We start from the raw sequence: 25,893 nt of genomic DNA, 5'->3' as shown, positions 1-25,893 counted from the left end.
TACAAACCTTGCAGTAACCCCTAAAACTAGCAATTGGACTAACAAAAGTCTGTCCCGCTGGGACACGCTCGGCGCTTCTTAAAACTTTGATGCGTATTCTGAGACCCGTAAACGGATTATTAAGGGTCCGTAAATTTTGATTGTAGATTATGAGGTTTAGTGCACTCCGTCCCGTTGGAAGGCTGTGGAGGCTTCTTAAAGCAGAGGTTATTGGGGTTGTTGGATTATGAGGATATTTAGCTAGTGCTAGTTTAAGTGGGTTGATGAGATCAGTGAATGAGTGAGTGAGGTAAAGAGTGAGAGGTTTATTAGGTAGTGAGTACAAGCCATTGAATTGGGGGACAGTGAGTTGGGCTAGTGGGATTTACCTACATCGAGTATTGAAGTTAATTTTATGTGGGCTTATTTAGAGCCTTTTTTACGAAAAGTCCCGTGCTTATACAAAATGCCCGGTGATTCCGATATGGAATCCCGGGCATTAGCTGCTTATTGGTTTGATTTTAACGATTTCGCTAACGAATCCGCTACCTTCCAAATGTCGCCTGCTCCCATGGTGATAACAAGATCGCCTGGTGCGACCCGCTCAGTCAAATATGCAAGCACTTCTTCTTTGGTTGGAATATACTCGGAGTTCGCGTTGCTGTTGCTTTTGATCAGCTCTACCAGCTTGCGGGATGTTACTCCTTCGATTTGCAGTTCGCCTGCCGGCGAGTAGATGTCGGTAATAATTACCTCATCGGCCTCTGGGAATGCGCGGCTGAATTGCTCGAATAAGAAAAACGTCCGCGTATAACGCTGTGGTTGAAACACGGCAATAATACGCTTACCTGTTGCTTTTGCAGCGCTGATTGTCGCTCTGATCTCCGTTGGATGATGCGCATAGTCATCAATGACCAAAATATCATTAACTTCCCCAAGCACCTGGAAGCGGCGTTTCGCGCCTCTAAATGATTGAATCGCAACAGCAATTTTGTCAAAGGACAAGCCTGCTTCGAGACAAGTAATAACAGTAGCCATTGCATTGTACACATTATGAAGGCCTGGAACAGACAGCTCCACATCTCCAAGCAATGCCCCTTTATGCGTCATTGTAAAGGTTACCTTCCGGTCTCCAAGTACAACATTTTGAGCTTTATAGTCTGCATCGCCGTCAATGCCATAAGTCACTAGCTGCGATGAGTTCATATTGCCTTGATATACTTGCGGTATCAATTCGTTAACCGTCTCGTCATCCGCGCATACAATCGCCTTGCCGTCCGCTTTCACCTGCTGCAAAAACTGCACATAAGCAGCCTTCAGCTTGCCGAAATCGCCATCATAATTTTCAAGATGATCCGGCTCAATATTCGTCACGATAGCAAGCGTAGGGTGATAATGAAGGAATGAACCATCACTCTCGTCCGCTTCCGCTACGACGTATTCACCTTTGCCCGCTTTTGCGTTTGTACCTACATTAACGATTTCGCCACCGATAATATAGGTTGGATCCGCACCGCAAGATTCCATAACAAGCGCGATCATTGAAGAGGTCGTCGTCTTGCCATGTGCGCCGGCTACTGCGATTCCTTTGCCTGCGTTCATCAATCTAGCCAGCATTTGCGATCGATGCAAAACTGGGATGTTGAGCTCTTCAGCTGCTTTCCGTTCAACATTATCTTTGGAAAGTGCCGTAGAGTATACGACCAAGTCCGCTCCATTCACATGCTCGGGCTGATGACCGATATAAATGCTGGCACCATTTGCTGCAAGCTTCTCTGTTAATTCTTGACGTGCGACATCGGACCCGGTCACCTTATAGCCCATTTCCAGCATAACGCGGGCAATGGCACTCATTCCGTAACCGCCGATTCCGATGAAATGAACGTGTTCTGCCGTATTCAAAGACGGTTCACCAACCTTTTTCAGAATCCGAGTCATACAAAATGCGGGAGCGAACGTCAGCAATTAAATATAGCGTGCCTGTCACGACTCCAAGGTCTGTTTCCCCGGTTAACTGTTGTAGTTTTTGTAATGCTGCTTGCCAGTTTGATTCCACTACAAGCTCGAAAGCGTACTGATCTGGCTGTTGCTGACGCATTTCACGTACCAAATCAGCCAAAGCAGAGGCATCTTTTTTCATTCGATAGTCAGGCTCGGTCACAATAAGCGTATCCACTATTGGTAGTATATGCTTAAGAACATCCTGATGATTCTTATTCTCCAGCATACCCATCATAAGATGTAACCTATCATATTTGTAAGTGTTTTTTAAAGCGTCCACGAGTGACTCTGCACCTTCTGGATTATGTGCGCCATCGACCAAAATACGAGGCTGATCAGAAACCATCTCAAGTCGTCCCGGCCACGCAGCCTTTTGAAGCCCTTCCGCCAGTACATCATCTTCGATGACTAGTGCATTATATTGGCGAAGTATCTCAAGCGTCATGACAGCAACCGCTGCATTCGTCCGTTGATGGGCACCATTTAGCGTGATTGTCAACGGCTCGATGCTGCGGAATAGATTGTCGAAGCGGAAAGTTTGCTCATTCTCGCGAACCGAGATTGCCGTTTCGTGGAACTGTTCACCTAACAAATAAAGCGTGCTTTTTTTGCCTTCAGCTGCTTGCTTAATAACCTCAATTGCCTCTGGCTGAGTAACCGCACTAATAACCGGTATTCCTGCTTTAATAATGCCAGCTTTTTCACTCGCAACTGCAGCAATCGTATCACCGAGTTTATCCATATGGTCATGGCCAATATTCGTAATGACGGAAACAACCGGTTGAACGATATTCGTCACATCAAGCCTGCCGCCAAGTCCAGTCTCCCACACGACATAATCGGGATAAGTGACCTTCGCATAAAAAAGAATAGCCAGCGCTGTTGATACTTCAAACATCGTAGGCGAGCCTAGTTCTGTCTGAGCAAGCTCATCAACATGAGGTTTTAGCTCGTTGGCAAGTCTAAGCAGCGTCTCTTCTTCGATATCGATACCGTTATATTGAAAACGATTCGTAAACTTCGTTATATATGGCGATGTAAATGTGCCTACATCATATCCGCCGCGCAGCAAAACACTCGTCAAATATGCACAAGTAGACCCTTTCCCATTTGTCCCGGCAATGTGGATAAACTTTAATCTGCGATGCGGATTATCCAGCCGTTCCATCAATTGCTCGATCCGATCAAGACCTGGACGAATACCGAATGGAATTAGCCCAGTAATCCAATCTACCGCTTCCCGGTAGGATTGCAGCGGCCCTGCAGGCCGCTGCTCTATTTGTTGTTCTGCCATACTAATCGTCCTTCTTCCGTTTTGCAGCGTTATCCGCGCAATTCCGCAATTCTAGCTAGTACCTTGTCGCGTTTGTCTGCATAATCGTTCATTTTGGCGCGTTCTTCATCGATAACCTTAGCTGGCGCTTTTGCCACAAAGCCTTCATTGCTGAGCTTCTTCTCAATCCGCTCTACCTCGGTATTCAAATGCTGATGTTCCTTCTCTAAACGAGCAATTTCCTGAGCAATATCGATTAAGCCGGCAAGCGGCAAATAAATCTCAACACCAGTTAAAATCGCAGTCATTGCTTTGTCCGGCGCACTAATGTGCAGGCCAGTCTCCAAACTTGACGTACCGCAGAAACGTTTAATAAATTCTTCGTTGCGGGACATAATAGCAGCTTCAGCCTCGCTAGCAGGCTTAATTAGCATTTCAATCTTTTTGCTCATCGGAACATTTACTTCTGCTCGGATATTGCGCACTGAACGGATCATCTCCATCAGGAGCTCCATCTCTTTCACAGCGTCCGGCGCTTCAAGCGCAGTATCATAAACCGGCCATTCTGCCAAAGTGATCGTATCGCCAACATGAGGCAGATGCTGCCAAATCTCTTCGCTGATATATGGCATGAACGGGTGAATAAGACGCTGCGTACGGTCTAGCACATAAGCAAGTACCGATTGCGTAGCTTTTTTAGCTGCTTCATCCGTGCTGTAAAGGCTAAGCTTAGCGAATTCAATGTACCAGTCGCAAAGATCATCCCAAATGAAATTATACAATAGACGTCCAGTTTCACCGAACTCATAGCTGTCAATTAATCGAGTTACATCACGAACCGTTTCATTCAGGCGATGCAAAATCCAGCGATCCGCTGTTCCGAGATTAACAGTGATATCAATATCAGCTGCTTCAACCCCTTCAAGATTCATCAGCGCGAAGCGTGATGCATTCCAAATCTTGTTCGCAAAGTTGCGCGATTGCTCAACCTTCTCCCACCGGAAACGCAAATCCTGTCCTGGCGTGCTGCTTGTCGAGATCATATAACGCATAGCATCTGCACCATATTTCTCGATAACCTCAAGCGGATCGACACCATTGCCCTTCGACTTGGACATCTTTTGTCCTTCGGAGTCACGAACAAGTCCGTGCATCAGCACATCCTTGAACGGAGATTGCTCTGTAAACTCAAGAGCTGTGAAGATCATTCGGGATACCCAGAAATAAATGATGTCATAACCCGTTACGAGTACATCCGTTGGGTAATAACGTTTCAGGTCATTCGTTTCATCCGGCCAGCCTAGTGTAGAGAACGGCCATAATGCGGAGCTGAACCACGTATCAAGCACGTCATTATCTTGGGTAAGGTGATCGCCCTCCATATTCTCACGAGAGACATGTGTTTCACCTGTCGTCTCATCATACCAAGCCGGTATGCGGTGACCCCACCATAGCTGCCTAGAAATACACCAATCGCGTACGTTCTCGATCCAGTGCAAATATATTTTCTCGAATCTCTCAGGTACGAAGTTGACACCTTTGCCAGCCTTTTGAGCTGCGATTGCAGCTTCAGCTAGAGGTTTCATTGCAACGAACCATTGTGTAGACAAATAGGGCTCAACAACGGCGCCGCTGCGCTCACTGTGACCAACTTGATGCACATGATCTTCGATTTCCACGCATACACCTTGCTCCTGCAAATCCTTAACGAGCTGCTTGCGGCAATCCGCACGGTCGAGACCTTGATAAGGACCAGCTTCAGCGTTCATAGTACCTGTCTCATCCATCACAATGATCTGCGGCAGACTGTGGCGCTCGCCAACTTCAAAGTCATTTGGATCATGTGCAGGCGTAATTTTTACGGCACCTGAACCAAATTCCTTATCGACGTACTCATCTGCAATAATCGGAATTTCGCGCCCAACGACTGGAAGCACGATCATTTGCCCAATCAAGTGCTTGTAACGATCATCCTCTGGATGAACCGCTACAGCTGTATCGCCGAGCATCGTCTCTGGACGTGTCGTTGCAACCGTTATAAAGCCTGAACCGTCCTTAAGCGGGTATTTCAAGTGATACAAATGACCATTGATTTCCTTGTGCTCTACCTCAATATCTGAAAGAGCTGTGCGAGCAGCAGGGTCCCAGTTAATGATTTTTTTGCCGCGATAGATCAAGCCCTTATCATACAGCTTAACAAAAACCTCGCGTACAGCCTTGGAGAGGCCTTCATCCAAAGTGAACCGCTCTCTCGAATAATCGAGGGAAAGTCCCATCTTCGACCATTGATCGCGAATCGTACTTGCGTACTCATCCTTCCACTCCCATACTTTCTCTAGGAATGCTTCACGACCTAGGTCGTAGCGCGATATTCCTTGCTCACGCAGCTTCTGCTCAACTCTTGTTTGCGTCGCGATGCCCGCATGGTCAGTTCCTGGCACCCACAGCGTGTCGAAACCTTGCATACGCTTCGTTCTAATTAAAATATCTTGTAGGGTAAAATCTAACGCATGCCCGATATGCAGCATTCCGGTAACGTTAGGAGGCGGAATAACAATCGTATACGTCTGTGCATCCGGTCGTTTGCCTGCCTCGAAAAATTTTCCCTGCATCCAGTAATCGTACCATTTCTGCTCAGCTGCCTTAGGATCATAAGTTGTCGGCATTGCAGTTGTCGTTTGATTTTCTGACATTCGTCCATCCTCCATAAATCGATCTACAAAAACAAAAAAAACCTGCCGCCCTTATCATAAAGGACGAAAGGTTAAGCTTCCGTGGTACCACCTTTGTTCCACGCGAAATGTATCCGCATGGCACTCAAACAGATAACGGCTGCGGCCGGCCTGACTTCGGTAGAGCACAGGTTGCTCCTACTTGGCTCAGGCAACTCCGGGGCGACTCGTAGCAGTCACTTCCTGCAGAACCTCTCAGCGTAACGGTTCCACTCTCTGAAGGCTTTGCTGCCTACTATTCCCCATCAATGTCGTTATAACACATATATACTTTTATCATACCTTTGTTGCTGAGCTGAGTCAACCTCGGCAGAAGCAAGAAATGCCCCTATCGCTCAAATTAATGAGCAATAGGGGCATTTTCGTTACAGAAGCCTCTATGGAATGTATAACAGCTGTCCTTCCGACACACTTGAGTCGTCCAATCGGTTATACATTACAATTTCCCTCGGATTCATGCTATAGCGTGTAGCGATGACATCAAGCGTCTCGTCCCGCTGCACAATACACATCCGAATTTTCTTAAATTCCTTATCTTCCGAGCGTTTGCCCAGAAATAAGTTTTTCCACTCAATCTCATCGCCGGAAGCCTGTACTCTCGCTTCCTCATCTGCCCGTTGCTGAGCGACTACCTGTTCTGCCGCCTGACGTGCTGCTTGTTCACGCCGACTCGTCTGAAGCAGCGTGAGAATGCCGACATCTCCTGCCAAACCAGAACCCTCTTGCGGCTGCTTGTTTGTAATTGCGATACGCGGCTCCTGCTTTTCCTGCTCTGGAACAGGACTCTGCTGCTGCGGGAAAGCCTCTGCTACTGGAGCTATTTGAGCTATTTGAGCTATTGGAGCATCGATTTGTACCAGCTCTTCACGTTCCTCCGCCAGTACTTGCTCGCTTGCTGCTTCAACTAGTGGAATCACTGCGGAATCATTTGCAAACGGCGAGGATGTTGCTAACCAGCCCTCGTTGCTTGTTTGCTGAGAAGATAGTGAAATTTCTCTCTCATCTTCTTGGCTCTCCACATCCTCTTCCTGCGGAGCAGGAGATGCGAATAACTGCGAAGATGACCAGCCTCCACCTGAAGATGAGGAAGAGATTGTTACGGTTGCTTCCTCAGGCTCATCCGATGCACCGGCTATTTGCTCGTTTGAAATCTCCTCTTGCGCAGCAAGCTCAAGTTCTTCCGCTATGTACGATTGTTCAATAGCGGCATTTTGACCATTAAAAGCTTCCACGGCTCGTTCATCATAAACTTCCCGTTGATGAATGACAGTAAAAGGTTCTTCTCGCCAAATGTCCTCCGGCTCCTGAATAGGCTGAGCAGAAATACCACGCAAAGAAAGAACACCTGTAATGTTTAATGTGCGAGCAGACAAAAGATCGACGTCAAAATTGTCAATTTCAATCGAAATATCATCCAGCCGTGATATTCGGTTCATTGGCAGCGTTATTTCGACCGGTATCCAGTGCTCCAGCGTCAGGGAGTTTTCGGAATCAGTTTGACTCCTATATACCCCGCTAAGCAGAAGCTGCCCTCTAAGCACGGCATGGTCCCCTTGATCGATAACTTGAATACGAGGAACAAGCTCAATTTCCTCCAACTCGTCAATTGCCGCAACATCATCGGGCAAGTGGACGCGCTCATACACATCAAAACGTAATCCGTTCGTTTGATCCGACACGCCTAAATCCTCCCCTCTCATACTGAATGCTTGGTCTAACGTTACATTCACTACTTATCTATATGGTAGGTTGGGCAGGAGCATGACTATCATTTTGAACGGAACTCCATCTCTTCTGAAAGCTGCATCAGCCATTGCGGCCAAGGCGAGGCTGCTTCTATTAGCGAGTCGGTCAGAGGATGAGGAAAAACAAGCTTTTCCCCATGCAGCGCTTGATGCTTCAACTGTGCTGTGCTACCTCCATACAGACCGTCTCCAAGCAGCGGATGTCCAATATGACTTAAGTGAACCCGAATTTGATGCGTTCGTCCTGTCTCAAGCTTTACACGTATTAGTGACGATCGAGAATTTGCTGCCACAACCTCGTAATGGCTAATTGCTAGATCGCCGTTTTCTGAAACTCTGCGCCTTGCCGGTTGATGTCGATCCTTCCCTATTGGCATATTAATCGTACCCGAAAGCTTTGACATTCGGCCTTGAACGACAGCCATATATTGTCTGTCTATCGCTTTCGCTCTCATCGCCTCATCAAGCTTCCACTGGGCCAAATCATTTTTTGCATATAAAACGGGACCAGACGTATCATCATCCAGCCTGTGGATATGACGTATATTCAGCGGATCGCCTTGGCTCAAAAGATGCCATGCCGCCGCCTCATCCAGCGTTCCGCTTTGACCGGGAGATGATCCATGCACTGCCATGCCAGCTGGCTTGTCAAATACGATGCAGAAATCGTCTTCATATAACACATCTGGCATATTTAGTTTAGTATCCCTGCGCAGGTGACGATATGAAGCATCACTGCGCGGATCTACTGGCGGGAAAGCAAGCAGCTGCAGATGCTCCCCGTTCCACTGAATGCCTCCAATTGAAAACAACCGATTAATCCACTTCTGCGGAAAAAAGGAACGGGCCAGCAGCCACTGACGCACAAGGTGCGGATGACTGCCAGCCCGCGGCTGCGCAAGCTCCGGCGTTGCTGCCGGATCCTTTTCCGATTCAGGATTAATGGTATCAGAGGACGCAGCGCCAAGAGCAAGCCAGTCTAACTCCAGCCATTGTCCATTCCTCTTCATCTGACCATCAATCATATAACGTTCCTCCCAATCGTAAACGAAGCAAAAAACGTCTTCGCTTCCTTACGAGCCTCTTACCTTTATTTCAAAATACAGTGATATTACAAGCGGCTAAACGCAATATCATGCGCTTCAATTGTCGCATCTATGTCCTCATTCGTATGAACCCCGGAAACAAACATGCCTTCAAATTGTGAAGGAGCAATGCTTACACCCAAATCAAGCATCGCCGCAAAATAAGCCTTAAAGCGCTCTAGATCGGATGTTTTTGCCGTTTCGAAATTGATGACAAACGTATCCGTGAAGAACGGACAAACCATCGATCCAACACGGTTAATCGTATTTGCAATGCCATGTTTGCGCGCATTCGCTTCAAAACCAAGCTGCAGCCTAACCGCTTGACGCTCCATATGCTCATACACTTCAGGGGTTAGCAGATTCAATGTTGCATAACCTGCCGCCATCGCAAGCGGATTGCCTGATAAGGTTCCCGCTTGATAGATAGGTCCGCTCGGTGCAATCATCTCCATAAGCTCCCGTTTGCCGCCGTATGCGCCGACTGGCAATCCGCCGCCAATAACTTTGCCGAAGCAAGTAAGGTCTGGAGTAATACCGTAAAGTCCTTGCGCGCAGTTATAACCAACACGGAAGCCCGTCATTACCTCGTCAAAAATAAGAACCGTACCGTACTGCGTTGTAATGTCGCGTAATCCTTGCAAGAAACCAGGCAATGGCGGAACAACGCCCATGTTGCCAGCTACCGGTTCAACGATGACACAAGCAATTTCCTCACCGAATTTTTCGAAAGCAAGCTTTACGGATTCAATATCGTTGTATGGTACCGTAATCGTATGCGAAGCTACATGCTCCGGTACACCCGGGCTGTCAGGCAGGCCAAGCGTCGCAACGCCTGAGCCTGCTTTAATGAGCAAGCTATCCGCATGACCATGATATGAGCCTTCGAATTTCAAAATCCTGCTTCGTTTCGTATAACCGCGAGCAAGCCGAATGGCGCTCATCGTCGCTTCCGTACCGGAGTTAACCATGCGAACGATATCAACTGAAGGCACTCGCTCGCAAACAAGCTCAGCCATCAATGTTTCAAGCTCTGTTGGGGCGCCGAAGCTTGTCCCCTTCTCTGCCGTACGTTTAATCGCTTCGATCACTTCAGGATGGGCATGCCCCATAATGAGAGGGCCCCATGATGCTACATAATCGATATAGCTGTTGCCATCGATATCATAAATGCGGCTGCCTTCTCCCCGCTCCATATAGACAGGGTTCAAGCCCACTGATTTGAATGCTCTAACCGGGCTGTTTACACCGCCTGGCATTACTTTTTTTGCTCTTTCGAAAGCTTCTACTGAGCGCGCATCATTTCTAAGGTTCGATTGTTCACTCATCTGCTTACCCCTCTCCCTTCAACCAACGTGCCGCATCCTTTGCGTGGTACGTGATAATGAGATCAGCACCAGCACGCTTCATGCCTAGCAAGGTTTCTAGAACGATCGATTGCTCATCAATCCAGCCATTAGCTGCAGCGGCTTTCACCATCGAGTATTCGGCGCTCACGTTATAAGCGACAACCGGTAAATTATATTTATCCTTAAGCAGCCTCAAAATATCCAAGTAAGCTAGAGCAGGCTTGACCATTAGCATATCGGCACCCTCAGCAATATCTGACTCTGCTTCACGAAGCGCCTCGCGTACGTTAGCTGGGTCCATCTGGTATGTTTTGCGGTCGCCGAATTGTGGAGCCGAATGTGCGGCATCACGGAAAGGGCCGTAGTAAGCCGAAGAAAATTTAACAGAGTAAGACATAATCGGTACGTCACTAAAGCCAGCATCATCTAATCCTTCACGAATTGCAAGCACAAAGCCGTCCATCATATTGGAAGGTGCGATAATGTCTGCTCCTGCTTCCGCTTGCGATACAGCCGTTTGTACGAGCAGATCAAGCGAGGAGTCATTATCCACTTCCGCTATGCCTGTCTCCTCATGCAAATGTACGATGCCGCAATGACCGTGGTCGGTAAATTGGCATAAACAAGTGTCCGCGACAACAACAAGCTCCGGAGCCCACTTCTTCACTGCTTTTATCGCTTGTTGAACGATACCGTTCGCATCATAAGCCGAAGATCCCAAAGCATCTTTATATTCAGGAAGGCCGAACAGCAGCACCGATTGAATGCCGCAAGCAACCACTTCACGAATCTCTTTCTCCAAAAGATCCATCGACAGGTGGTATACACCCGGCATAGATGGAATTTCTTCTTTTATATTTACACCATGCGTAACGAAGATCGGATATATAAAATCATTTACACTCAGCACAGTTTCTCTTACCATGCTCCGAAGAGCAGACGTTTTGCGTAATCTGCGATTTCTTACTGTTGGGAAACTCATCACTTAGTATTCCTCCTCGACTAGCTTAGCAAGTTGTTTTTGCTGATAATCAACGATTGCTTTAAGCATACTATCCAGCGTTGAATCTTCTGGCTCAATAGCAACCTTCAAGCCTGCTTCTAGTGCAGTCTTCGTTGTTAGCGGGCCAATACTCGCAATGGGAATGTCCGATAATAGTTGTACTGGATCTGAAATGCCCTTGCGTCTCAATACCTCAAGCAAATTGGTCACCGTCGATGAACTAGTGAATGTAATCATGTGAATTTCTTTTTCGCGAATCCATTCGAGGGCAAGCTCATCCTGTTCATCGACAATGACCGTTTCATAAACATCGATTTCCGTTGGCACAAGTCCCATTGCCTTCAGCTCACGGGGCAATACCTCGCGTGCAAGATCTCCTCGAGGCAGCAGCACTCTCTCTCCTGCCTTCAGCTGCGGCGCCAGCTTGTCCAGCAAGCCTTCCGCATGGAACTTTACAGGCAGCTCATCAACCACTAAGCCGCGCTTTGCAAGCGCCTCAGCTGTCTTAGGACCAACTGCTGCAATTCTCGCACCAAAAAATCTCCTAATATCGATATTAAATTTACGCAGCCATTCAAAAAAGTACTCCACGCCGTTTACGCTCGTAAACATTAGCCACTCATATTGTTCTGCCTGCTCCAACTGTTCCTTCAAGTTAGCTACAACAACGGGGTCCGTTGGTTCAATCGTTTCAATGACTGGAAACTCGCAAGGCTCCCCGCCAAGCGTTTCAATCTGTTCAGCTAGCTCGCTTGCCTGTGCTCTAGCTCGTGTAACTAGTATACGCAAGCCAAATAGCGGCTTGTTCTCATACCACTTCAGCTTCTCTCTCTGCAGTACAACGTCGCCTACCACAATGACGGCAGGCGGCTGAAAATTCGCTGCTTTGACAATCCCCTCAATGGTTTCCAGTGTGCCAACAATGGTACGCTGCTCAACTCTCGTTCCCCAGCGAATAAGCGCAACTGGCGTTTGCGGCGGCTTGCCATGCTTCATGAGCTGATCAGAAATATATCCTATTTTGGCGACACCCATTAGAAAAATAAGGGTTCCCGTAGCATTCGTTACTTTATCCCAATGAATGGAGCGGTCAAGCTTATCCGGACTCTCATGACCCGTAATAATGGACAAGGATGATGCCATATCACGATGTGTGACTGGAATGCCTGCGTAAGCGGGAACTGCGATTGCCGAGGTAATGCCTGGCACGATTTCGAACTCGATTCCGTTATCATAAAGAAGCTCGGCTTCTTCTCCAACTCGTCCAAAAATCGTAGGATCTCCGCCTTTCAGACGAGTAACGATCTTGCCTTCCAGCGCCAAATCGACAAGAAGCTGGTTGATTTCCTCCTGCTTCATCGTATGACGGTCTGGCAGCTTGCCGACGTAAATTCTCTCCGCTCCCGGCTTCACGTACCGGAGCAATCTCGGGCTTGCCAAGCGATCGTAAACGACAACCTCACATTCCTCCAAGCATTGCAGTCCGCGCACCGTAATCAGCTTCGGATCTCCCGGTCCGGCGCCAACTAAATATACCTTCCCCTTGTCCAAGCCCGTCATCCCCCAATTTCAGCTAAAATACGGTCTGCGCCGCGTGCAATGAGTGCATCTGCAACATCACGGCCAAGCTGTTCAGGATCAATTCCCTTCATCACTTCTTTCAGCAGCGTTGCTCCGTCCGGCGATCCGACCATGCCCGTCAGGATAAGCTCATGTTTCCCGCTTTGGCCTGGGAGCTCATCACCTAATGTGCAATATGCGCCTATCGGCACCTGGCATCCACCATTCAGTGAACCAAGGAAACTTCGCTCAGCTCGTACCGTAACCTCGGTTTCATCATCGTTAAGAAGGGAAAGCAGCTCTCGAACTTGTTCATCATTCTCGCGGCATTCAATGCCAAGTGCGCCTTGTCCTACAGCAGGCAAGCATACATCAACAGGAATGTTCGCAGATATGCGATCTTCCCATCCCATGCGTTTCAGACCAGCTGCAGCAAGCACAACCGCATCGAAACCTTCGGTTTCTAATTTGCGAATACGGGAATCTATATTGCCCCTTATGGACTCAAGCTGAAGATCAGGTCTCGCGTTTTTAAGCTGGCAGGATCTACGCAGGCTGCTCGTTCCCACTCTCGCACCTAGAGGCAATTCAGACAATCCGCCGCCTTCACGAGTGATAAGGCAATCTCTCGGATCGACGCGTCTTGGAATCGCTCCATTTATTAACCCTTCCGGAAGCTCATAAGGCATGTCCTTCATGCTGTGAACGGCCAAATCAATTACACCGTCTGCAAGTGCTTGTTCGATTTCCTTAACGAACAGCCCTTTTCCACCTACTTTAGACAGCGTAACATCAAGTATGCGATCACCTTTTGTTACTATTTTTTTCACTTCAAACTTATAATCAAACCCATGCTTCTCACTTATGCGTGTCAGTTCATCGATCACTTGTCCCGTTTGTGTAAGCGCAAGTGCGCTTTGCCTTGTTCCTACCACGATAATTCGTTGTCCTTGGTTAGTTGTTGCCATTATGTAAGCCCCCTGTCTATCCGATGAAGCAGGCTTTGCAGCCATTCATCCATATCAATATTGATCCGCTTTAGCGTCGCTGCCTCTTCGGCCGCAAGCTTCAGCACGGATTGTCTCTCCTGTTCATCAAGCAAGCTGTTTAGCACTTTCTCCCGGAAGCGACGCAATACTATCGTTATTTCTTCGTATTCCGGGCCATAAAGCGCTTCAAGCTCTTTCTTTATTTGCTGAGACAACGCCGGGCTTGCGCCTGAAGCAGTAACCGCCAGCAGCAAATCTCCACGCCTGACAATCGAAGGTGAAATAAACGAGCCTTTGTCCGCATCATCCACCGCGTTTACTAAAATGCCAAGCCGATTAGCGGCGGCCGCAATCTCCGCATTTAAACGTTTATCGTTTGTTGCCGCAAACACTAACGATGCACTAGCAAGATCGCCATCATTGTATTCTCGCTGGAACCAGTTGATTTCCCCGTCGGAAGCCAAACTCACGAGTTGAGGAGTTAATGACGGGCTGATGACCCATATTTCATCCGCTCCAGCAGCCAGCAGCCCTTGCAGCTTTCGCTGCGCCACGCTACCGCCGCCGATAATAACGCAGCGTTTGCCTTTAAGCTGCATGAAAATTGGATATAAACCATTCATTGCCGTCCTTGCCTCCAGCAGTCAATTCTCGTTAATGAAAGGAGGAGAAATAATTAGTAAACAAATTCAGAAGCAGCAAACCAAACGAAATAATATAAAAGCGGGCCAATTGCAATCCGGGACGTTTGAGCATCGCTCTCTGGTACACATAAATAATGTACATGACCAAGGTTCCAAAAGAAGACAGTACCTTCCAGTCAATCAACAACGCAAACCGTCTTTCGACAAGTATAGACGTCACCGCAATCGCAAGCGACATTGCAAACAATGGAACGCCAACAATGACTGCTCGATCTCCATAACGCTCAATCATATCGAGGCTTGGCAATCTGCGCACAAAGTTTGACCAGCGCTTTCGTTTCAGCTGATTATGCAAAAACAAATACATGCCGGCGAACAAAGCGCCTATGGTTAATGCAGCATACGCAAGCAAAACGAGACTGATATGAATATATAATAGCTCTCTTGTTGTTTCCCAAACTTTAAGCGACTCGCCATTTCCAGGGTCACTATACAGGTTAAGCGCCAACACCGCAAAACCAACAACATTTACAAAAAACACAATGAAATCAATTTTAATAAATCGACTGATCACTAGCGAAATGGTAACTAAAAGCCAAGAAAAGCCTAACCAGTATTCAAAGGTTGATACTTCCGTCATTTGCAAATGAGATACGATGCGAGTAACAAGGTAACCAGTCTGTAATACCCAAACAAAAATAAGCAGCCCTGTACCCATCCGTTTCGCTCTCCGACTTGCATTCATGAAGTCGGAGAAATAAAACAGCAGGCTCAGGGCGTAAATATAAAGTATCGCATCATATAAAAAGTTTTGCGTCTCCATAGCTCCTCCACCTAGCAGCCCTCTACCTTGTAATAGGTGCTAATACCGCCGCAGCTGCATGGGGTTGAACATTTTTCTTTTTTGCAGCAGCGACAGTATCTGTTGCCGCTTCAAGCTCCGCTTGACGCGCTTTAGCAAGATCTTCCTCGAGTGCAAACAGCTTAACGAACATATCCATCGCTTCGTCTGCCCGCTTCTCGCCAGCCATTTCTTTAATTCGTAAAATAGGATCCTGCATCATTTGGTTAACGATGCTTTTTGTTAGCTTACGGATTACTTTAAGCTCATGCTCGCCGAGATCAGGCAATTTATTCGTCAAGCTGTTCATCGTTTCCTCGTGAATGCCTGCTGCTTTGGATTGCAAAGTTCGAATAAGGGGAACAACGCCAAGCGTTTTGTACCACTGCTCGAACACTTCAATTTCTTCGGTAATCATCGCTTCAATTTTGGCAGCCTCTTGACGCCTATGCGCGAGATTGCTTTCCACGATGCCCTCTAAATCATCAATATCATACAAGAATACATTATCAACGGCAGCAATCGAAGGGTCCAAATCACGCGGGACCGCAATATCAATCATAAAGAGCGGCTTCGCTTTTCTACGCTGCATAGCTTCTGCAACCTGTTTGCGCGTTAACACGTATTCTTTCGAGCCAGTGGAGCTGATAATAATGTCTGCTTCATGAAGCTTATCCACTGCTTCTTCCATCGACCATGCGATTCCGTTAAATTTGTCTGCCAGCTGTGTTGCCCGCTCATAGGTGCGATTTACAACAACGACGCGATCTGCGCCATTCGTGTACAGATGCTTGGCAGTCAGTTCGCCCGTTTCACCTGCACCAATGACCATAACCGTTTTTTTGTTGAATTGTCCGAAAATCCGTTTCCCAAGCTCAACGGCAGCGTAGCTCACAGAAACTGCAGATTCGCCGATCGACGTTTCGGAATGGGCACGCTTGGCCATTGTAACCGCCTGTTTAAACAGCATATTAAAAACTGTACCTGTCGTTTTCTGCTGCTGTGCGAGCTGAAAAGCTGTTTTTACTTGTCCCAAAATTTGAGTCTCGCCAATGACCATGGAATCAAGTCCGCTCGTTACACGGAATAAATGATCAATCGCCTTTTCGTCCTCATACATATATAAATGGTTGGTGAAGTTCTGCCTAGGCAGCTTAAACCACTTCTCCATAAAGCTTCGAATGTAATGCCCGCATAGATGGTGCCTGTCTACAACTGCATAAAGCTCCGTCCGATTGCAGGTCGCTACTATGACACATTCCATTATGCTTTGTGTCTGAATGAGCTGTATTAATGCTTCCGGCAAATCCCGTTCTGCGAACGCAAATTGTTCTCTTACTTCTACGGGAGCCGTTCGGTAATTCAGTCCTACTGCGATAATGTGCATGCGCGGTCACCTGCCTCCTTCTCTTTAAGCGATCAAGCATTGATGTTATCGATAATTATAGCATAGTAAAACATTCAGATAATGTTCATTTATGAATAATATTTGAAAAGTACAGACTCATTATTCCCTTTTACTACAAAGAAATAACCATGGATACCATCCATGGTTATTTCACTATGAGCAATAAGTTTTAAAGCTCTTAAACGAGCTCAGTTTGTTTCATTTTTGGCTCTTCTACTTGCAGTTCGCCCATACCGCGTACAAGCTTCTTCGCATACGTCGCTTTTGGCTTCAGTACAGCGAGCATGTAGTCGATCGCAAGCTGAGGATCTACAGTTTCGCCGCAAGTATAACAATCAAGCGCAGCAAAACCTCTCTCAGGATACGTATGAATCGAGAGGTGACTCTCCGACAGCAGCACGAGCACAGTTGCGCCTTGAGGATCGAATTGTTTGGCTTGAACCGACAATACAGTAGCACCACAAGCCTCTGCAGCCTCTACCATGTGTGATTGCAAAAATTCAGCGCTGTTCAGTAGATCAAAGTCTACACCCCAAGTATCAACAGCAACGTGTCTTCCGAAAGTTGAGTATTCCATCTTCCGGTTCCCCCTTCCTAGGAATAAAATGTTTGAAAAATTTCATCCGCTAGGACCTACGTCATTCACTTCTCGAGGGATTAATCTCTCGCAACATAACAATGTCCTGAGTGAATCCTGGTTCCTATTATTAACATCAACAATCTTTTCAACGAGAATAAAAATAACATCTATCCGGGATAATTGCAATACTTTTTTTCTAAAGGATGGAAATAACCTTTCATTGCCAGCCCCGTTTTCAATGTATGACGTTGAAGCTTATCTCGCAATGGGCTGTGCGATCATCCCGCCATATTATTTTTTGCGTCCTGCGGACTGTATACAGAGATGTGATCCACCTTGCCAGTTGCTTCAGCTAAAATAAATTTAAGCTGATATTGTTTATTGACCTCATAGGTATAAATGTCATCCGTACCGTTAACCGTTTTTTCATCAGCAGACCCAAGCGCGATCTCTATGTCTTTCAATGTAATGCCTTGAAGCTTTTTCGAGTAAGATCTTACATCATAAACAAGCATGCCTTTGTTGTATCCAAATGTAATCCCTTTATCTTTGTAGGCAGCGTACATCCCTTTCCCAGCGGATTCGTTGGTATCAGGCTTGCCCCACTTTTTCTCTATATCATCATATAATGCGATATGGGCAGCATAATCGGAGCCTGGAACTTTGCCTTCCTTCGCAAGTGCGTAGACTGAGCTGATCGTTTCTCCGGCCTCAGAGCCGCTAGACGGCTCCTCAGCGCCATTACCGCCTGGTTGCTCATTAGGCTGTTCAGAAGGCGGGACGCTTGGCTTGGTGTCCGGTGAGGCCGGTGTACTTGTCTCTGGCTGATTGCTCGGCATCTCTGTTGCCAGCGGCGGCACTTGATCTGCTCCTGTATCCTTATTGCTGCACGCTGTTAAAGATAATGCGATCGCAAATGATATTCCGATAGCAAACTGTTTAAATCGTTTGGTTTGATTCATTCCTATTCATCTCCTTGTTGTATAAAAATACTAAGATGCCATCCACTCGCCTTACCCTGATACTAACTGCTTAAACACGCAAAATGTTGCAAAATTCATAGATGCAATATTTTGAAAACAAAAAAAAGAGGCTGCAAAAGCAGCCTCTTTAATCAAGATTTCCTACATGTATTAAGCTTCAAGAATGAAGAGCTTGCGAGTTAGATCGGTTAAACGCTCATCGATTTTGCTAATTTCTTCAGCATCCTTCGTTTGGTTGCGAAGATCTAGCAATTCATTGACTGCATTGCTTAACAATCCGATTTCCCGCTCGATCAAACGACTTTGGAACACACGCTCCAGTTGGCCAAGTGTATCCTTGAATTCGAATACAATGCGCTCCCCTGTGCTCGAGCTTTCGACAATTTGGTGAACGGAACCATTCTTATAATGATAGATCATCGTATAATGACTGTAGATTCGGTTGACGATCGCGTTGCCGCGGAAAGCTGAAAGAGCTTTTCGCATAGCATTGGTCAGCCTCGGTTGCACAAGACGGCAAGATAATACGCACACGTAATAGTCTTGTTGACGTTCAAAGGTCAGTCGGACTTCTTCCCTCCCTGCTACATCTTCGAGAACGAGCTCCTGATTCCCATTGTCAAGCACCAACACCTGAAGGTGTATTTGTTGCTCTTCAAATGAACGGATAAACTCAGCCATCTCTTCATTCGTCAATTGCAGTTTGGCATTTACATACTCTGTGGCTAGCCGCTTAGCCATAAAAATCTCCTCAATTCTTTGAACTTGCACGCTTTGGTCTTTAACTCTGGTCTTGTTGCTTAAGTATATTATACGTGATCTTATCATTTTATTCCTGTCGTTCATCCCCGATATTCTCGCATATTCCACAAAATAACGGTAGAATTCACGAAGAAAGCCGACTATTTCACTAAATCCTCTGCTTTATAGAATAACTTGCTGGTCTTGCTACCTCATGTAGCAATCGCTTCGGTTATGATGTCCCATAGTTGCTCGCGTCCAAGCCCTAATTCAGACGAGAATAATACAACGGAATCGCTTGGGTCGACTTCAAGCGTTTTTTTGATCATTTTAATATGCTTGTCCCATTTCGACTTCGGAATTTTATCCGCCTTGGTCGCAACGACACATGTTGGGATTTCATAATGCTTCAGCCATTTGTACATTTGCTGATCGAGCAGAGACGGCTCATGACGAATATCGATAACCAGAAGCTGAAGCTTAAGCGGCTCGCGGTCACGGATATAACGTTCAATCATTTCGCCAAACTGCAAGCGCTGAGTTTTCGAAACCTTAGCATAGCCATACCCCGGAAAATCAACCAAATAAATAAGGTCATTCACGCGGTAGTAATTAAGCTGCTGCGTTTTGCCTGGCTGCGAGCTCGTTCTAGCTAAGTTTTTGCGTAAAATAAGTTTATTGATCAATGAAGATTTTCCGACATTCGAACGCCCTGCCAGAGCTATCTCTGGCAAGGCGTCCTCTGGGTATTGATGTGGTTTTACTGCGCTGATGATGAATTCTGCTTGTGTAATTTTCATAAAATCGTTGTACCTGCTTTCTCTTCCGTTTGAACCGGAAGCAACGCATGCTGCAGCACTTCATCCATATGACTGACAGGAAAAAATTGCATATCATGTCGTACGCTATCGGGAATATCCCCTAGATCCCGTTCATTTTCTTTCGGCAACAATATTTTGCGAATGCCTGCACGATGTGCTGCCAGCGATTTTTCCTTCAAACCGCCAATCGGAAGCACGCGGCCTCTGAGCGTAATTTCGCCCGTCATCGCCACTTCCTTATCCACATAGCGGTTTGTAAGCGCGGAGATAAGCGCTGTTGCAATCGTAATGCCGGCTGATGGACCATCCTTTGGAATCGCACCCTCTGGAATATGAATATGAATATCATTTTTCTCATGAAAGCTTGGGTCAATGCCCAGCTCAATCGCTTTCGAGCGTGTATAACTGAATGCCGCTTGAGCAGATTCCTTCATGACATCACCTAGTTTACCAGTTAACGTTAGTTTTCCGCTACCCGGCATTACTGTGACTTCAATGACAAGCGTATCCCCGCCTACTTCAGTCCACGCAAGACCAGTCACCGCTCCGATCTGATTCTCGCTCTCAGCTAGGCCATAACGGAACTTCGAAGGGCCCAGCAATTCCTTGAGCTCCTCACTCGTAACTTCAAATGGCTCGGTGGATTCCGTTTGCTCATTTGCAACAAATCGTTTCGCTGCCTTACGGCACACTGCTGCAATTTGCTGCTCTAAATTACGAACGCCGGATTCCCTCGTATATTCCCTAATCAACTGGAGCAATACCTCTTGCGAGACAATGAGCTGCTCCTCGGTCAAGCCATGTTCCTTTTTCTGCTTCGGCAATAGATAACGATTTCCGATTTGCAGCTTCTCAAGCTCCGTATATCCTGGAATATACAAGACCTCCATCCGATCAAGCAGCGGACGAGGAATATTGTGCATCGCATTCGCGGTCGTTACGAACATCACATTAGATAGATCAAATGGCACTTCTACATAATGATCGCTGAACGTGTTGTTTTGTTCAGGATCGAGCACTTCTAGAAGTGCTGAAGCTGGATCTCCACGGAAATCCATCGCCATTTTGTCAATCTCATCCAGCAAAAATACAGGGTTTGAAGAGCCTGCTGTTTTCATGCCTTGAATAATTCTGCCTGGCATAGCGCCTACATAAGTCCGCCTGTGACCGCGGATTTCCGCTTCATCGCGCACACCGCCAAGCGAGATACGCACAAACTTACGGCCAAGCGACTTGGCAATCGAACGGGCAAGCGAGGTTTTACCAACACCCGGCGGACCTACCAAGCAAAGGATTGGACCCTTAAGCTGCTTGACTAGCTTCTGAACCGCCAAATATTCAAGCACCCGCTCTTTCGGCTTCTCTAGACCATAATGGTCATCATTAAGAATCGCTTCTGCCTTGCTCAAGCTCAAATCATCTTCGGTCGTTTTGCTCCAAGGCAAAGAAAGCAGCCAATCGATATAATTGCGAATGACGCCGCCTTCTGCAGAGGTGGACGGCATTTTCTCGAGTCGATCAATTTCCTTCTCGATCTTCTCTTTCACGAGTTCAGGCACGCCTGCCTCGGCCAGCTGCGCACGCAGCTCCTCGACCTCGCCAGCACGGCCTTCCTTCTCTCCGAGCTCCTTCTGGATCGCCTTCATTTGCTCGCGCAAATAATATTCCTTTTGCGTCTTTTCCATCTGTTTCTTGACGCGTTGGTTTATTTTGCGCTCGAGCTCCAGCACTTCGCGCTCGTTGTTCAAGATGTCGAGCAGCTTCTCTAGTCGAGCTCCGACATCTACGGTTTCAAGAATATCCTGCTTATCCTTGATTTTCAGCGAAAGATGGCTCGTAATGACATCCGCAAGGCGGCCCGGATCATCAATGTCGGAAACCGCCGCATAGGTTTCAGGCGTAACCTTCTTCGATAATGAAATATAATGCTCGAATTGGTTCAAGACAGAGCGCATAAGCGCATCGACTTCAGGATCATCCGTCTCCTGCTCCGGCAATTCTTTTACAGATACTTCATAAAACTCGTCGTTCGGCAAATAGTCCAAAATCTCAGCACGCGATACGCCTTCCACCAGCACACGGATCGTGCCGTTAGGCAGCTTTAGCATTTGCCTTACTTTTGCTATGGTGCCAACTTTATATATATCTTCCTCAGTCGGCTCCTCAATGTTCACTTCAGACTGTGAACAAAGCAATATCATATGATCTTCGACCATCGAGCGTTCTAACGCTCGAACCGATTTGTCCCTACCCACATCAAGGTGGAGCACCATGCTGGGATAAACGAGTAGCCCTCTAAGCGGAAGCAAGGGCAGCCGACGACCTTTCGATTTACTAGGTCCCACACCAGCACCTCCAATTGTTAACGTCTACCCTAGTTTATCATTCTACGGAATCAGCCTGCAAATACGGAACGGCTGAAGCGATAAAAAGATCGGTTCCAAGCGGAGCTTCGACCCGCACAGGGGACACTTCAGTATCTGGGAACACAAACTTGAACACTTCTTCCACCTTTTCGACAGGAATGACCTTAAGACCTTCCAAGTCTGCAAAAATCGCTTGCCAGTTCTCCCTCGGGATAATGACTGTTTTAGCGCCAGCTTGGAAAGCTGCCTCAACTTTAGCTAATACGCCGCCAACAGGTTTTACGTTTCCATGTATGCCAACTTCACCTGTCATGGCCAGTTTATTGTCAATTGGAATGCCTTTTATTGCTGATGTAATAGCTGTTGCCATCGCAATGCCGGCAGAAGGGCCATCAATCGGCGTACCGCCAGGGAAGTTGATATGCAAGTCAAAGTCCTGCGGATTAAGCCCGATACGTCTCAAAACTGTAATTACGTTTTCGACTGAGCCCTTTGCCATACTTTTTCTTCTTAACGTCCGCGATCCTCCGCCAAGTTCTTCCTCGTCTACAACGCCTGTTATTGTAAACAGACCTTTGCCAGAAGCAGCAGGAATTGCGCTTACTTCGATTTCGAGCAGCGTGCCCATATTTGGACCATATACAGCAAGGCCATTTACGAAACCGATTTGCGGTGCATCCGGCACCTTGCGATCAGGGCGCGGCGGAATTTGACTGCTGTTCACAACCCATTCAATATCGCCCGCAGCGATGCTGTCCCTTTTTTCGGATAGAGCTACACCCGCAGCCAGCTGAATGACGTTTACCGCTTCGCGTCCGTTCGTCGCATATCGCTTGACGACATCGATCGCTTCAGGACATGGTGCAAAGCCGATTTTTTTCACTGCGTTTTCTGCTACTAAGCCAATCTCCTCAGCAAGCAGCGGACGAAAAAACACCTCCATGCAGCGCGAACGGATAGCTGGCGGAATTTCCTGCGGCGAGCGTGTTGTTGCACCGACTAGACGGAAATCAGCAGGCAGGCCGTTTTGGAAAATATCATGAATATACACTGGTATATTCGAATCCTCCGAATTATAATACGCGCTCTCCAGAAACACTTTACGATCTTCCAGTACCTTTAATAATTTATTCATTTGAATCGGATGCAATTCACCTATTTCGTCAATAAACAAGATCCCGCCATGTGCCTTCGTCACAGCGCCTGGCTTAGGTTGAGGAATACCTGCTACCCCCATCGCACCTGCACCTTGATAAATAGGATCATGAACCGAGCCGATTAACGGATCAGCTATTCCGCGCTCATCAAACCTAGCGGTAGTCGCATCGATCTCTGTAAATTTCGCTTCAGGCAAAAACGGCGAGGAAGGATTTTTTTTGGCTTCCTCCAGCACGACACGCGCCGCAGCGGTCTTCCCAACACCTGGAGGGCCATAAATGATAACATGCTGAGGGTTTGCGCTGCACAGCGCCGCCTTTAAGGCACGCAGACCGTCACGTTGGCCAACAATGTCCTGCATCGCTTGCGGCCTTGTCTTCTCCGATAGAGGCTTCGTAAGCGATACACTCCTAAGCTTTCTGAGCTTGTCCATCTCCTTGCGAGACTCGCGATCAACGGCCGAGCGGTTCGTCTTCTGATTGCGCAGCAAATTCCAGAAATACAAGCCGATAACAACTGCAAAAAACACTTGAATCAACATTAATACAACACTTAAACTCATTAGTAATCCGCTCCTTTCAAGCGTAAACGGCTGAAACCGTCAAAATAGTGTAAGCTCGTTTCGCGTAGAAATATAAGATTCTTATGAAAATAATCAGCTATTTTCATCCTTATATTTCAAGCGTAAACGGCTGAAACCGTCTAAATAGTGTAGGCTCGTTTCGCGTAGAAATATAAGCTTTTTATGAAAATGATCAGCTATTTTCATTCTTATATTTCAAGCGTAACGGCTGAAACCGTCTAAATAGTGTAAGCTTCGTTTCGCGTAGAAATATAAGATTCTTATGAATATGATCAGCTATTTTCAATCTTATATTTCAAGCGTAAACGGCTGTAGCCATTTGAATAGTGACGATCATTTCCGCAGGAATATAATCCTTAAATGGAAATAATAATTAAATATTTTGCTTCATTTTCATACCTTTCTAGCTAATCATGCAACTACAAGGAGGCTTAAGAGAAGAACTTAGACCTGCTTCGTTGATTTCAATGTACATAGCTAACCTTAATAAACATGCGTATAAAATAGTATTGCCTCTACGATGTGGTAATAACCGTTAATGCTGTTATTTTTCACAAGCAATTCTCTTTATTTTGTAACCTCGGGTTCGGAAAGGGGAAATTACTTTAGCGCAGCTCGTTACTTAGAGGAATATCCTATTCTCACGCAATGTATAGAGTTCAATACATGCCTACCATCACATTCATCATAAGAAGCGTTATAACACGACTTCCCCCCTTTGTTATCAACAAAAAAAGGCTTACTCACGTCTGCAAATGACGTAAATAAACCTTTTCATAAAAATGATCATGCAGGTGTATGATGCTTGCGGCCAGGTATTTCACCCGTCGCTTCAAAAACGCGTACGATTTCGTCAATTTCCTTCTTTAGCTCAGACAGCAATTCAGCTTCTGGCACCTTGCGAATGAGCTCCCCATAACGGAAAAGCATGCCCTCGCCTCTAGCGCCAGCGATACCGATATCCGCTTCACGAGCCTCGCCTGGGCCATTGACCGCACAACCAAGCACAGAAACTTTGATTGGCACTTTAATTTTTGAAATATAATCTTCTACCTCATTTGCAATCGAAAACAGATCGATATCTAGACGACCGCAAGTAGGGCAGGAAACGAGTGTTGCAGCATTTGTAATTAGACCAAAGGTTTTAAGAAGCTCACGAGCAACCTTGACTTCCTCTACCGTGTCAGCGCTAAGGCTGATACGCAGCGTGTTGCCAATGCCAAGCGCGAGCAAAGCACCAATACCAGCGGAGCTCTTAATCGTGCCTGTGTGCAGCGTTCCAGCTTCTGTAATGCCTAGGTGTAGCGGATATTTAATGACTTTTGCCGCCATCGAGTACGCAGCAATGGCCATTGGAACATCCGAAGCTTTGAGAGATACGATAATATCGTGGAAATCGAGCTCCTCCAAAATACCGATATGGAACAACGCGCTCTCTACCATTGCTTCCGGCGTCGGGTAACCGTACTTTTCTAGCAAATGGTTTTCTAATGAACCGGCGTTAACGCCAATCCGGATCGGAATGCCTTTTTCCTTACAAGCCTTAACAACCGCTTCGATGCGTTCGCGGCGACCGATATTGCCCGGATTAATCCGCACTTTGTCGATGCCGTTCTCGATAGCTAGCAGTGCCAAGCGATAGTCAAAATGAATATCCGCAACAAGCGGAATATGAATGCGTTTCTTGATTTCCTTAATCGCTTCCGCCGCTTCCTTGTTGTTGACAGTAACCCGGACAAGCTGGCAGCCAGCTTCTTCAAGTCCTAGTATTTCCGCAACAGTAGCTTCGACATCAGCAGTCTTCGTCGTACACATACTTTGAATAATCACTTCGTTACTGCCGCCAATCGTTAGATTGCCGACTTTAACCGGTACCGTATCTTGACGTAAGTACATAAGCTTATCTCTCCCATGAACGGCAAAGTCCACCCTTTGACTGGCGGTTTTAGAAACCGCGCGGCTGGGTGGAAACAATGACGGTAGTCAAGCGTTAACGGCTGCTCCCATTCCATTACAATGTAGCGGAAACAGCTCGTTTCGCGGTCATATATA

General features: G+C 46.8%; 19 protein-coding genes and 1 other annotated feature. All 19 genes read right to left on the bottom strand.

Annotated features, from left to right (window positions below; translation table 11 throughout):
- Positions 1-486: 486 nt before the first annotated feature.
- Positions 487-1,881: a UDP-N-acetylmuramate--L-alanine ligase gene (gene murC, locus MHH56_RS09245; RefSeq protein WP_339207856.1), complete on the bottom strand. Its 1,395-nt coding sequence runs from the start codon at positions 1,879-1,881 to the stop codon at positions 487-489.
- A gap of 7 nt (positions 1,882-1,888) precedes the next feature.
- Positions 1,889-3,274 carry a folylpolyglutamate synthase/dihydrofolate synthase family protein gene (locus MHH56_RS09240; protein WP_339207855.1) on the bottom strand — a complete coding sequence of 462 codons (1,386 nt, stop codon included), beginning with the start codon at positions 3,272-3,274 and terminating at the stop codon, positions 1,889-1,891.
- A gap of 29 nt (positions 3,275-3,303) precedes the next feature.
- On the bottom strand, positions 3,304-5,946 hold the full coding sequence (locus tag MHH56_RS09235) for a valine--tRNA ligase (RefSeq protein ID WP_339207853.1): 2,643 nt from the start codon (positions 5,944-5,946) through the stop codon (positions 3,304-3,306).
- A gap of 56 nt (positions 5,947-6,002) precedes the next feature.
- Positions 6,003-6,243 (bottom strand) — a binding site (T-box leader).
- Positions 6,244-6,362: 119 nt separating this feature from the next.
- Positions 6,363-7,664, bottom strand: a complete 1,302-nt coding sequence (locus MHH56_RS09230) for a LysM peptidoglycan-binding domain-containing protein (protein WP_339207852.1) — start codon at positions 7,662-7,664, stop codon at positions 6,363-6,365.
- Positions 7,665-7,753: 89 nt separating this feature from the next.
- On the bottom strand, positions 7,754-8,755 hold the full coding sequence (locus tag MHH56_RS09225) for an RluA family pseudouridine synthase (protein ID WP_339207850.1): 1,002 nt from the start codon (positions 8,753-8,755) through the stop codon (positions 7,754-7,756).
- 86 nt (positions 8,756-8,841) lie between these two features.
- A complete protein-coding gene (gene hemL, locus MHH56_RS09220; RefSeq protein ID WP_076271661.1) occupies positions 8,842-10,143 on the bottom strand; it encodes a glutamate-1-semialdehyde 2,1-aminomutase in 1,302 nt (433 codons plus the stop codon).
- Positions 10,144-10,147: 4 nt separating this feature from the next.
- Positions 10,148-11,146 (bottom strand): porphobilinogen synthase, encoded by a 999-nt coding sequence (hemB, locus tag MHH56_RS09215; protein ID WP_339207848.1) that lies wholly within the window; start codon positions 11,144-11,146, stop codon positions 10,148-10,150.
- A 3-nt stretch (positions 11,147-11,149) separates the two neighbouring features.
- Entirely contained in the window at positions 11,150-12,718 is a 1,569-nt protein-coding gene (cobA, locus tag MHH56_RS09210; protein WP_339207847.1) for a uroporphyrinogen-III C-methyltransferase, read from the bottom strand.
- Between the two features lie 5 nt (positions 12,719-12,723).
- Positions 12,724-13,695: a hydroxymethylbilane synthase gene (gene hemC, locus MHH56_RS09205; protein ID WP_339207845.1), complete on the bottom strand. Its 972-nt coding sequence runs from the start codon at positions 13,693-13,695 to the stop codon at positions 12,724-12,726.
- Positions 13,695-14,339 carry a bifunctional precorrin-2 dehydrogenase/sirohydrochlorin ferrochelatase gene (locus MHH56_RS09200; protein ID WP_339207844.1) on the bottom strand — a complete coding sequence of 215 codons (645 nt, stop codon included), beginning with the start codon at positions 14,337-14,339 and terminating at the stop codon, positions 13,695-13,697. Before MHH56_RS09200 ends, hemC begins: the two co-directional genes overlap by 1 nt.
- A gap of 31 nt (positions 14,340-14,370) precedes the next feature.
- Positions 14,371-15,183 (bottom strand): cytochrome c biogenesis protein CcsA, encoded by an 813-nt coding sequence (gene ccsA / locus MHH56_RS09195; RefSeq protein ID WP_076271657.1) that lies wholly within the window; start codon positions 15,181-15,183, stop codon positions 14,371-14,373.
- A 22-nt stretch (positions 15,184-15,205) separates the two neighbouring features.
- A complete protein-coding gene (hemA, locus tag MHH56_RS09190; RefSeq protein ID WP_076271656.1) occupies positions 15,206-16,588 on the bottom strand; it encodes a glutamyl-tRNA reductase in 1,383 nt (460 codons plus the stop codon).
- A 199-nt stretch (positions 16,589-16,787) separates the two neighbouring features.
- The gene (gene speD, locus MHH56_RS09185; RefSeq protein WP_054027216.1) at positions 16,788-17,186 is read right to left on the bottom strand and encodes an adenosylmethionine decarboxylase; all 399 of its coding nucleotides are present in this window, start codon (positions 17,184-17,186) and stop codon (positions 16,788-16,790) included.
- A 281-nt stretch (positions 17,187-17,467) separates the two neighbouring features.
- Entirely contained in the window at positions 17,468-18,151 is a 684-nt protein-coding gene (locus MHH56_RS09180; protein ID WP_339207842.1) for a YjgB family protein, read from the bottom strand.
- 171 nt (positions 18,152-18,322) lie between these two features.
- Positions 18,323-18,913 carry a non-ribosomal peptide synthetase module gene (locus tag MHH56_RS09175; protein ID WP_339207840.1) on the bottom strand — a complete coding sequence of 197 codons (591 nt, stop codon included), beginning with the start codon at positions 18,911-18,913 and terminating at the stop codon, positions 18,323-18,325.
- A 212-nt stretch (positions 18,914-19,125) separates the two neighbouring features.
- A complete protein-coding gene (gene yihA, locus MHH56_RS09170; RefSeq protein ID WP_076271653.1) occupies positions 19,126-19,713 on the bottom strand; it encodes a ribosome biogenesis GTP-binding protein YihA/YsxC in 588 nt (195 codons plus the stop codon).
- Complete coding sequence (gene lon, locus MHH56_RS09165; RefSeq protein WP_339207837.1) at positions 19,710-22,079, bottom strand: endopeptidase La; 2,370 nt, start codon at positions 22,077-22,079, stop codon at positions 19,710-19,712. The genes yihA and lon overlap by 4 nt, the downstream gene beginning before the upstream one ends.
- Positions 22,080-22,116: 37 nt before the next feature.
- Positions 22,117-23,820 (bottom strand): ATP-dependent protease LonB, encoded by a 1,704-nt coding sequence (gene lonB, locus MHH56_RS09160; RefSeq protein ID WP_339207835.1) that lies wholly within the window; start codon positions 23,818-23,820, stop codon positions 22,117-22,119.
- Positions 23,821-24,627: 807 nt separating this feature from the next.
- Entirely contained in the window at positions 24,628-25,737 is a 1,110-nt protein-coding gene (ispG, locus tag MHH56_RS09155) for a flavodoxin-dependent (E)-4-hydroxy-3-methylbut-2-enyl-diphosphate synthase (protein WP_054027210.1), read from the bottom strand.
- Positions 25,738-25,893: the final 156 nt, after the last annotated feature.

Origin of the sequence: Paenibacillus sp. FSL K6-3182 (assembly GCF_037976325.1) — a bacterium.
Classification (GTDB): domain Bacteria; phylum Bacillota; class Bacilli; order Paenibacillales; family Paenibacillaceae; genus Pristimantibacillus.
The sequence above is the reverse complement of the archived record's forward strand: the minus strand, read 5'-3'. Positions and strand labels throughout refer to the sequence as shown.

Excerpts from the sequence above, each read along its gene's own strand:
- MHH56_RS09240 (WP_339207855.1), bottom strand. The coding sequence starts at position 3,274 with ATGGCAGAACAACAAATAGAGCAGCGGCCTGCAGGGCCGCTGCAATCC.
- MHH56_RS09235 (WP_339207853.1), bottom strand. The coding sequence starts at position 5,946 with ATGTCAGAAAATCAAACGACAACTGCAATGCCGACAACTTATGATCCT.
- MHH56_RS09225 (WP_339207850.1), bottom strand. The coding sequence starts at position 8,755 with ATGATTGATGGTCAGATGAAGAGGAATGGACAATGGCTGGAGTTAGAC.
- hemL (WP_076271661.1), bottom strand. The coding sequence starts at position 10,143 with ATGAGTGAACAATCGAACCTTAGAAATGATGCGCGCTCAGTAGAAGCT.
- hemB (WP_339207848.1), bottom strand. The coding sequence starts at position 11,146 with ATGAGTTTCCCAACAGTAAGAAATCGCAGATTACGCAAAACGTCTGCT.
- hemC (WP_339207845.1), bottom strand. The coding sequence starts at position 13,695 with ATGGCAACAACTAACCAAGGACAACGAATTATCGTGGTAGGAACAAGG.
- MHH56_RS09200 (WP_339207844.1), bottom strand. The coding sequence starts at position 14,339 with ATGAATGGTTTATATCCAATTTTCATGCAGCTTAAAGGCAAACGCTGC.
- ccsA (WP_076271657.1), bottom strand. The coding sequence starts at position 15,183 with ATGGAGACGCAAAACTTTTTATATGATGCGATACTTTATATTTACGCC.
- hemA (WP_076271656.1), bottom strand. The coding sequence starts at position 16,588 with ATGCACATTATCGCAGTAGGACTGAATTACCGAACGGCTCCCGTAGAA.
- speD (WP_054027216.1), bottom strand. The coding sequence starts at position 17,186 with ATGGAATACTCAACTTTCGGAAGACACGTTGCTGTTGATACTTGGGGT.
- MHH56_RS09180 (WP_339207842.1), bottom strand. The coding sequence starts at position 18,151 with ATGAATCAAACCAAACGATTTAAACAGTTTGCTATCGGAATATCATTT.
- MHH56_RS09175 (WP_339207840.1), bottom strand. The coding sequence starts at position 18,913 with ATGGCTAAGCGGCTAGCCACAGAGTATGTAAATGCCAAACTGCAATTG.
- yihA (WP_076271653.1), bottom strand. The coding sequence starts at position 19,713 with ATGAAAATTACACAAGCAGAATTCATCATCAGCGCAGTAAAACCACAT.
- lonB (WP_339207835.1), bottom strand. The coding sequence starts at position 23,820 with ATGAGTTTAAGTGTTGTATTAATGTTGATTCAAGTGTTTTTTGCAGTT.
- ispG (WP_054027210.1), bottom strand. The coding sequence starts at position 25,737 with ATGTACTTACGTCAAGATACGGTACCGGTTAAAGTCGGCAATCTAACG.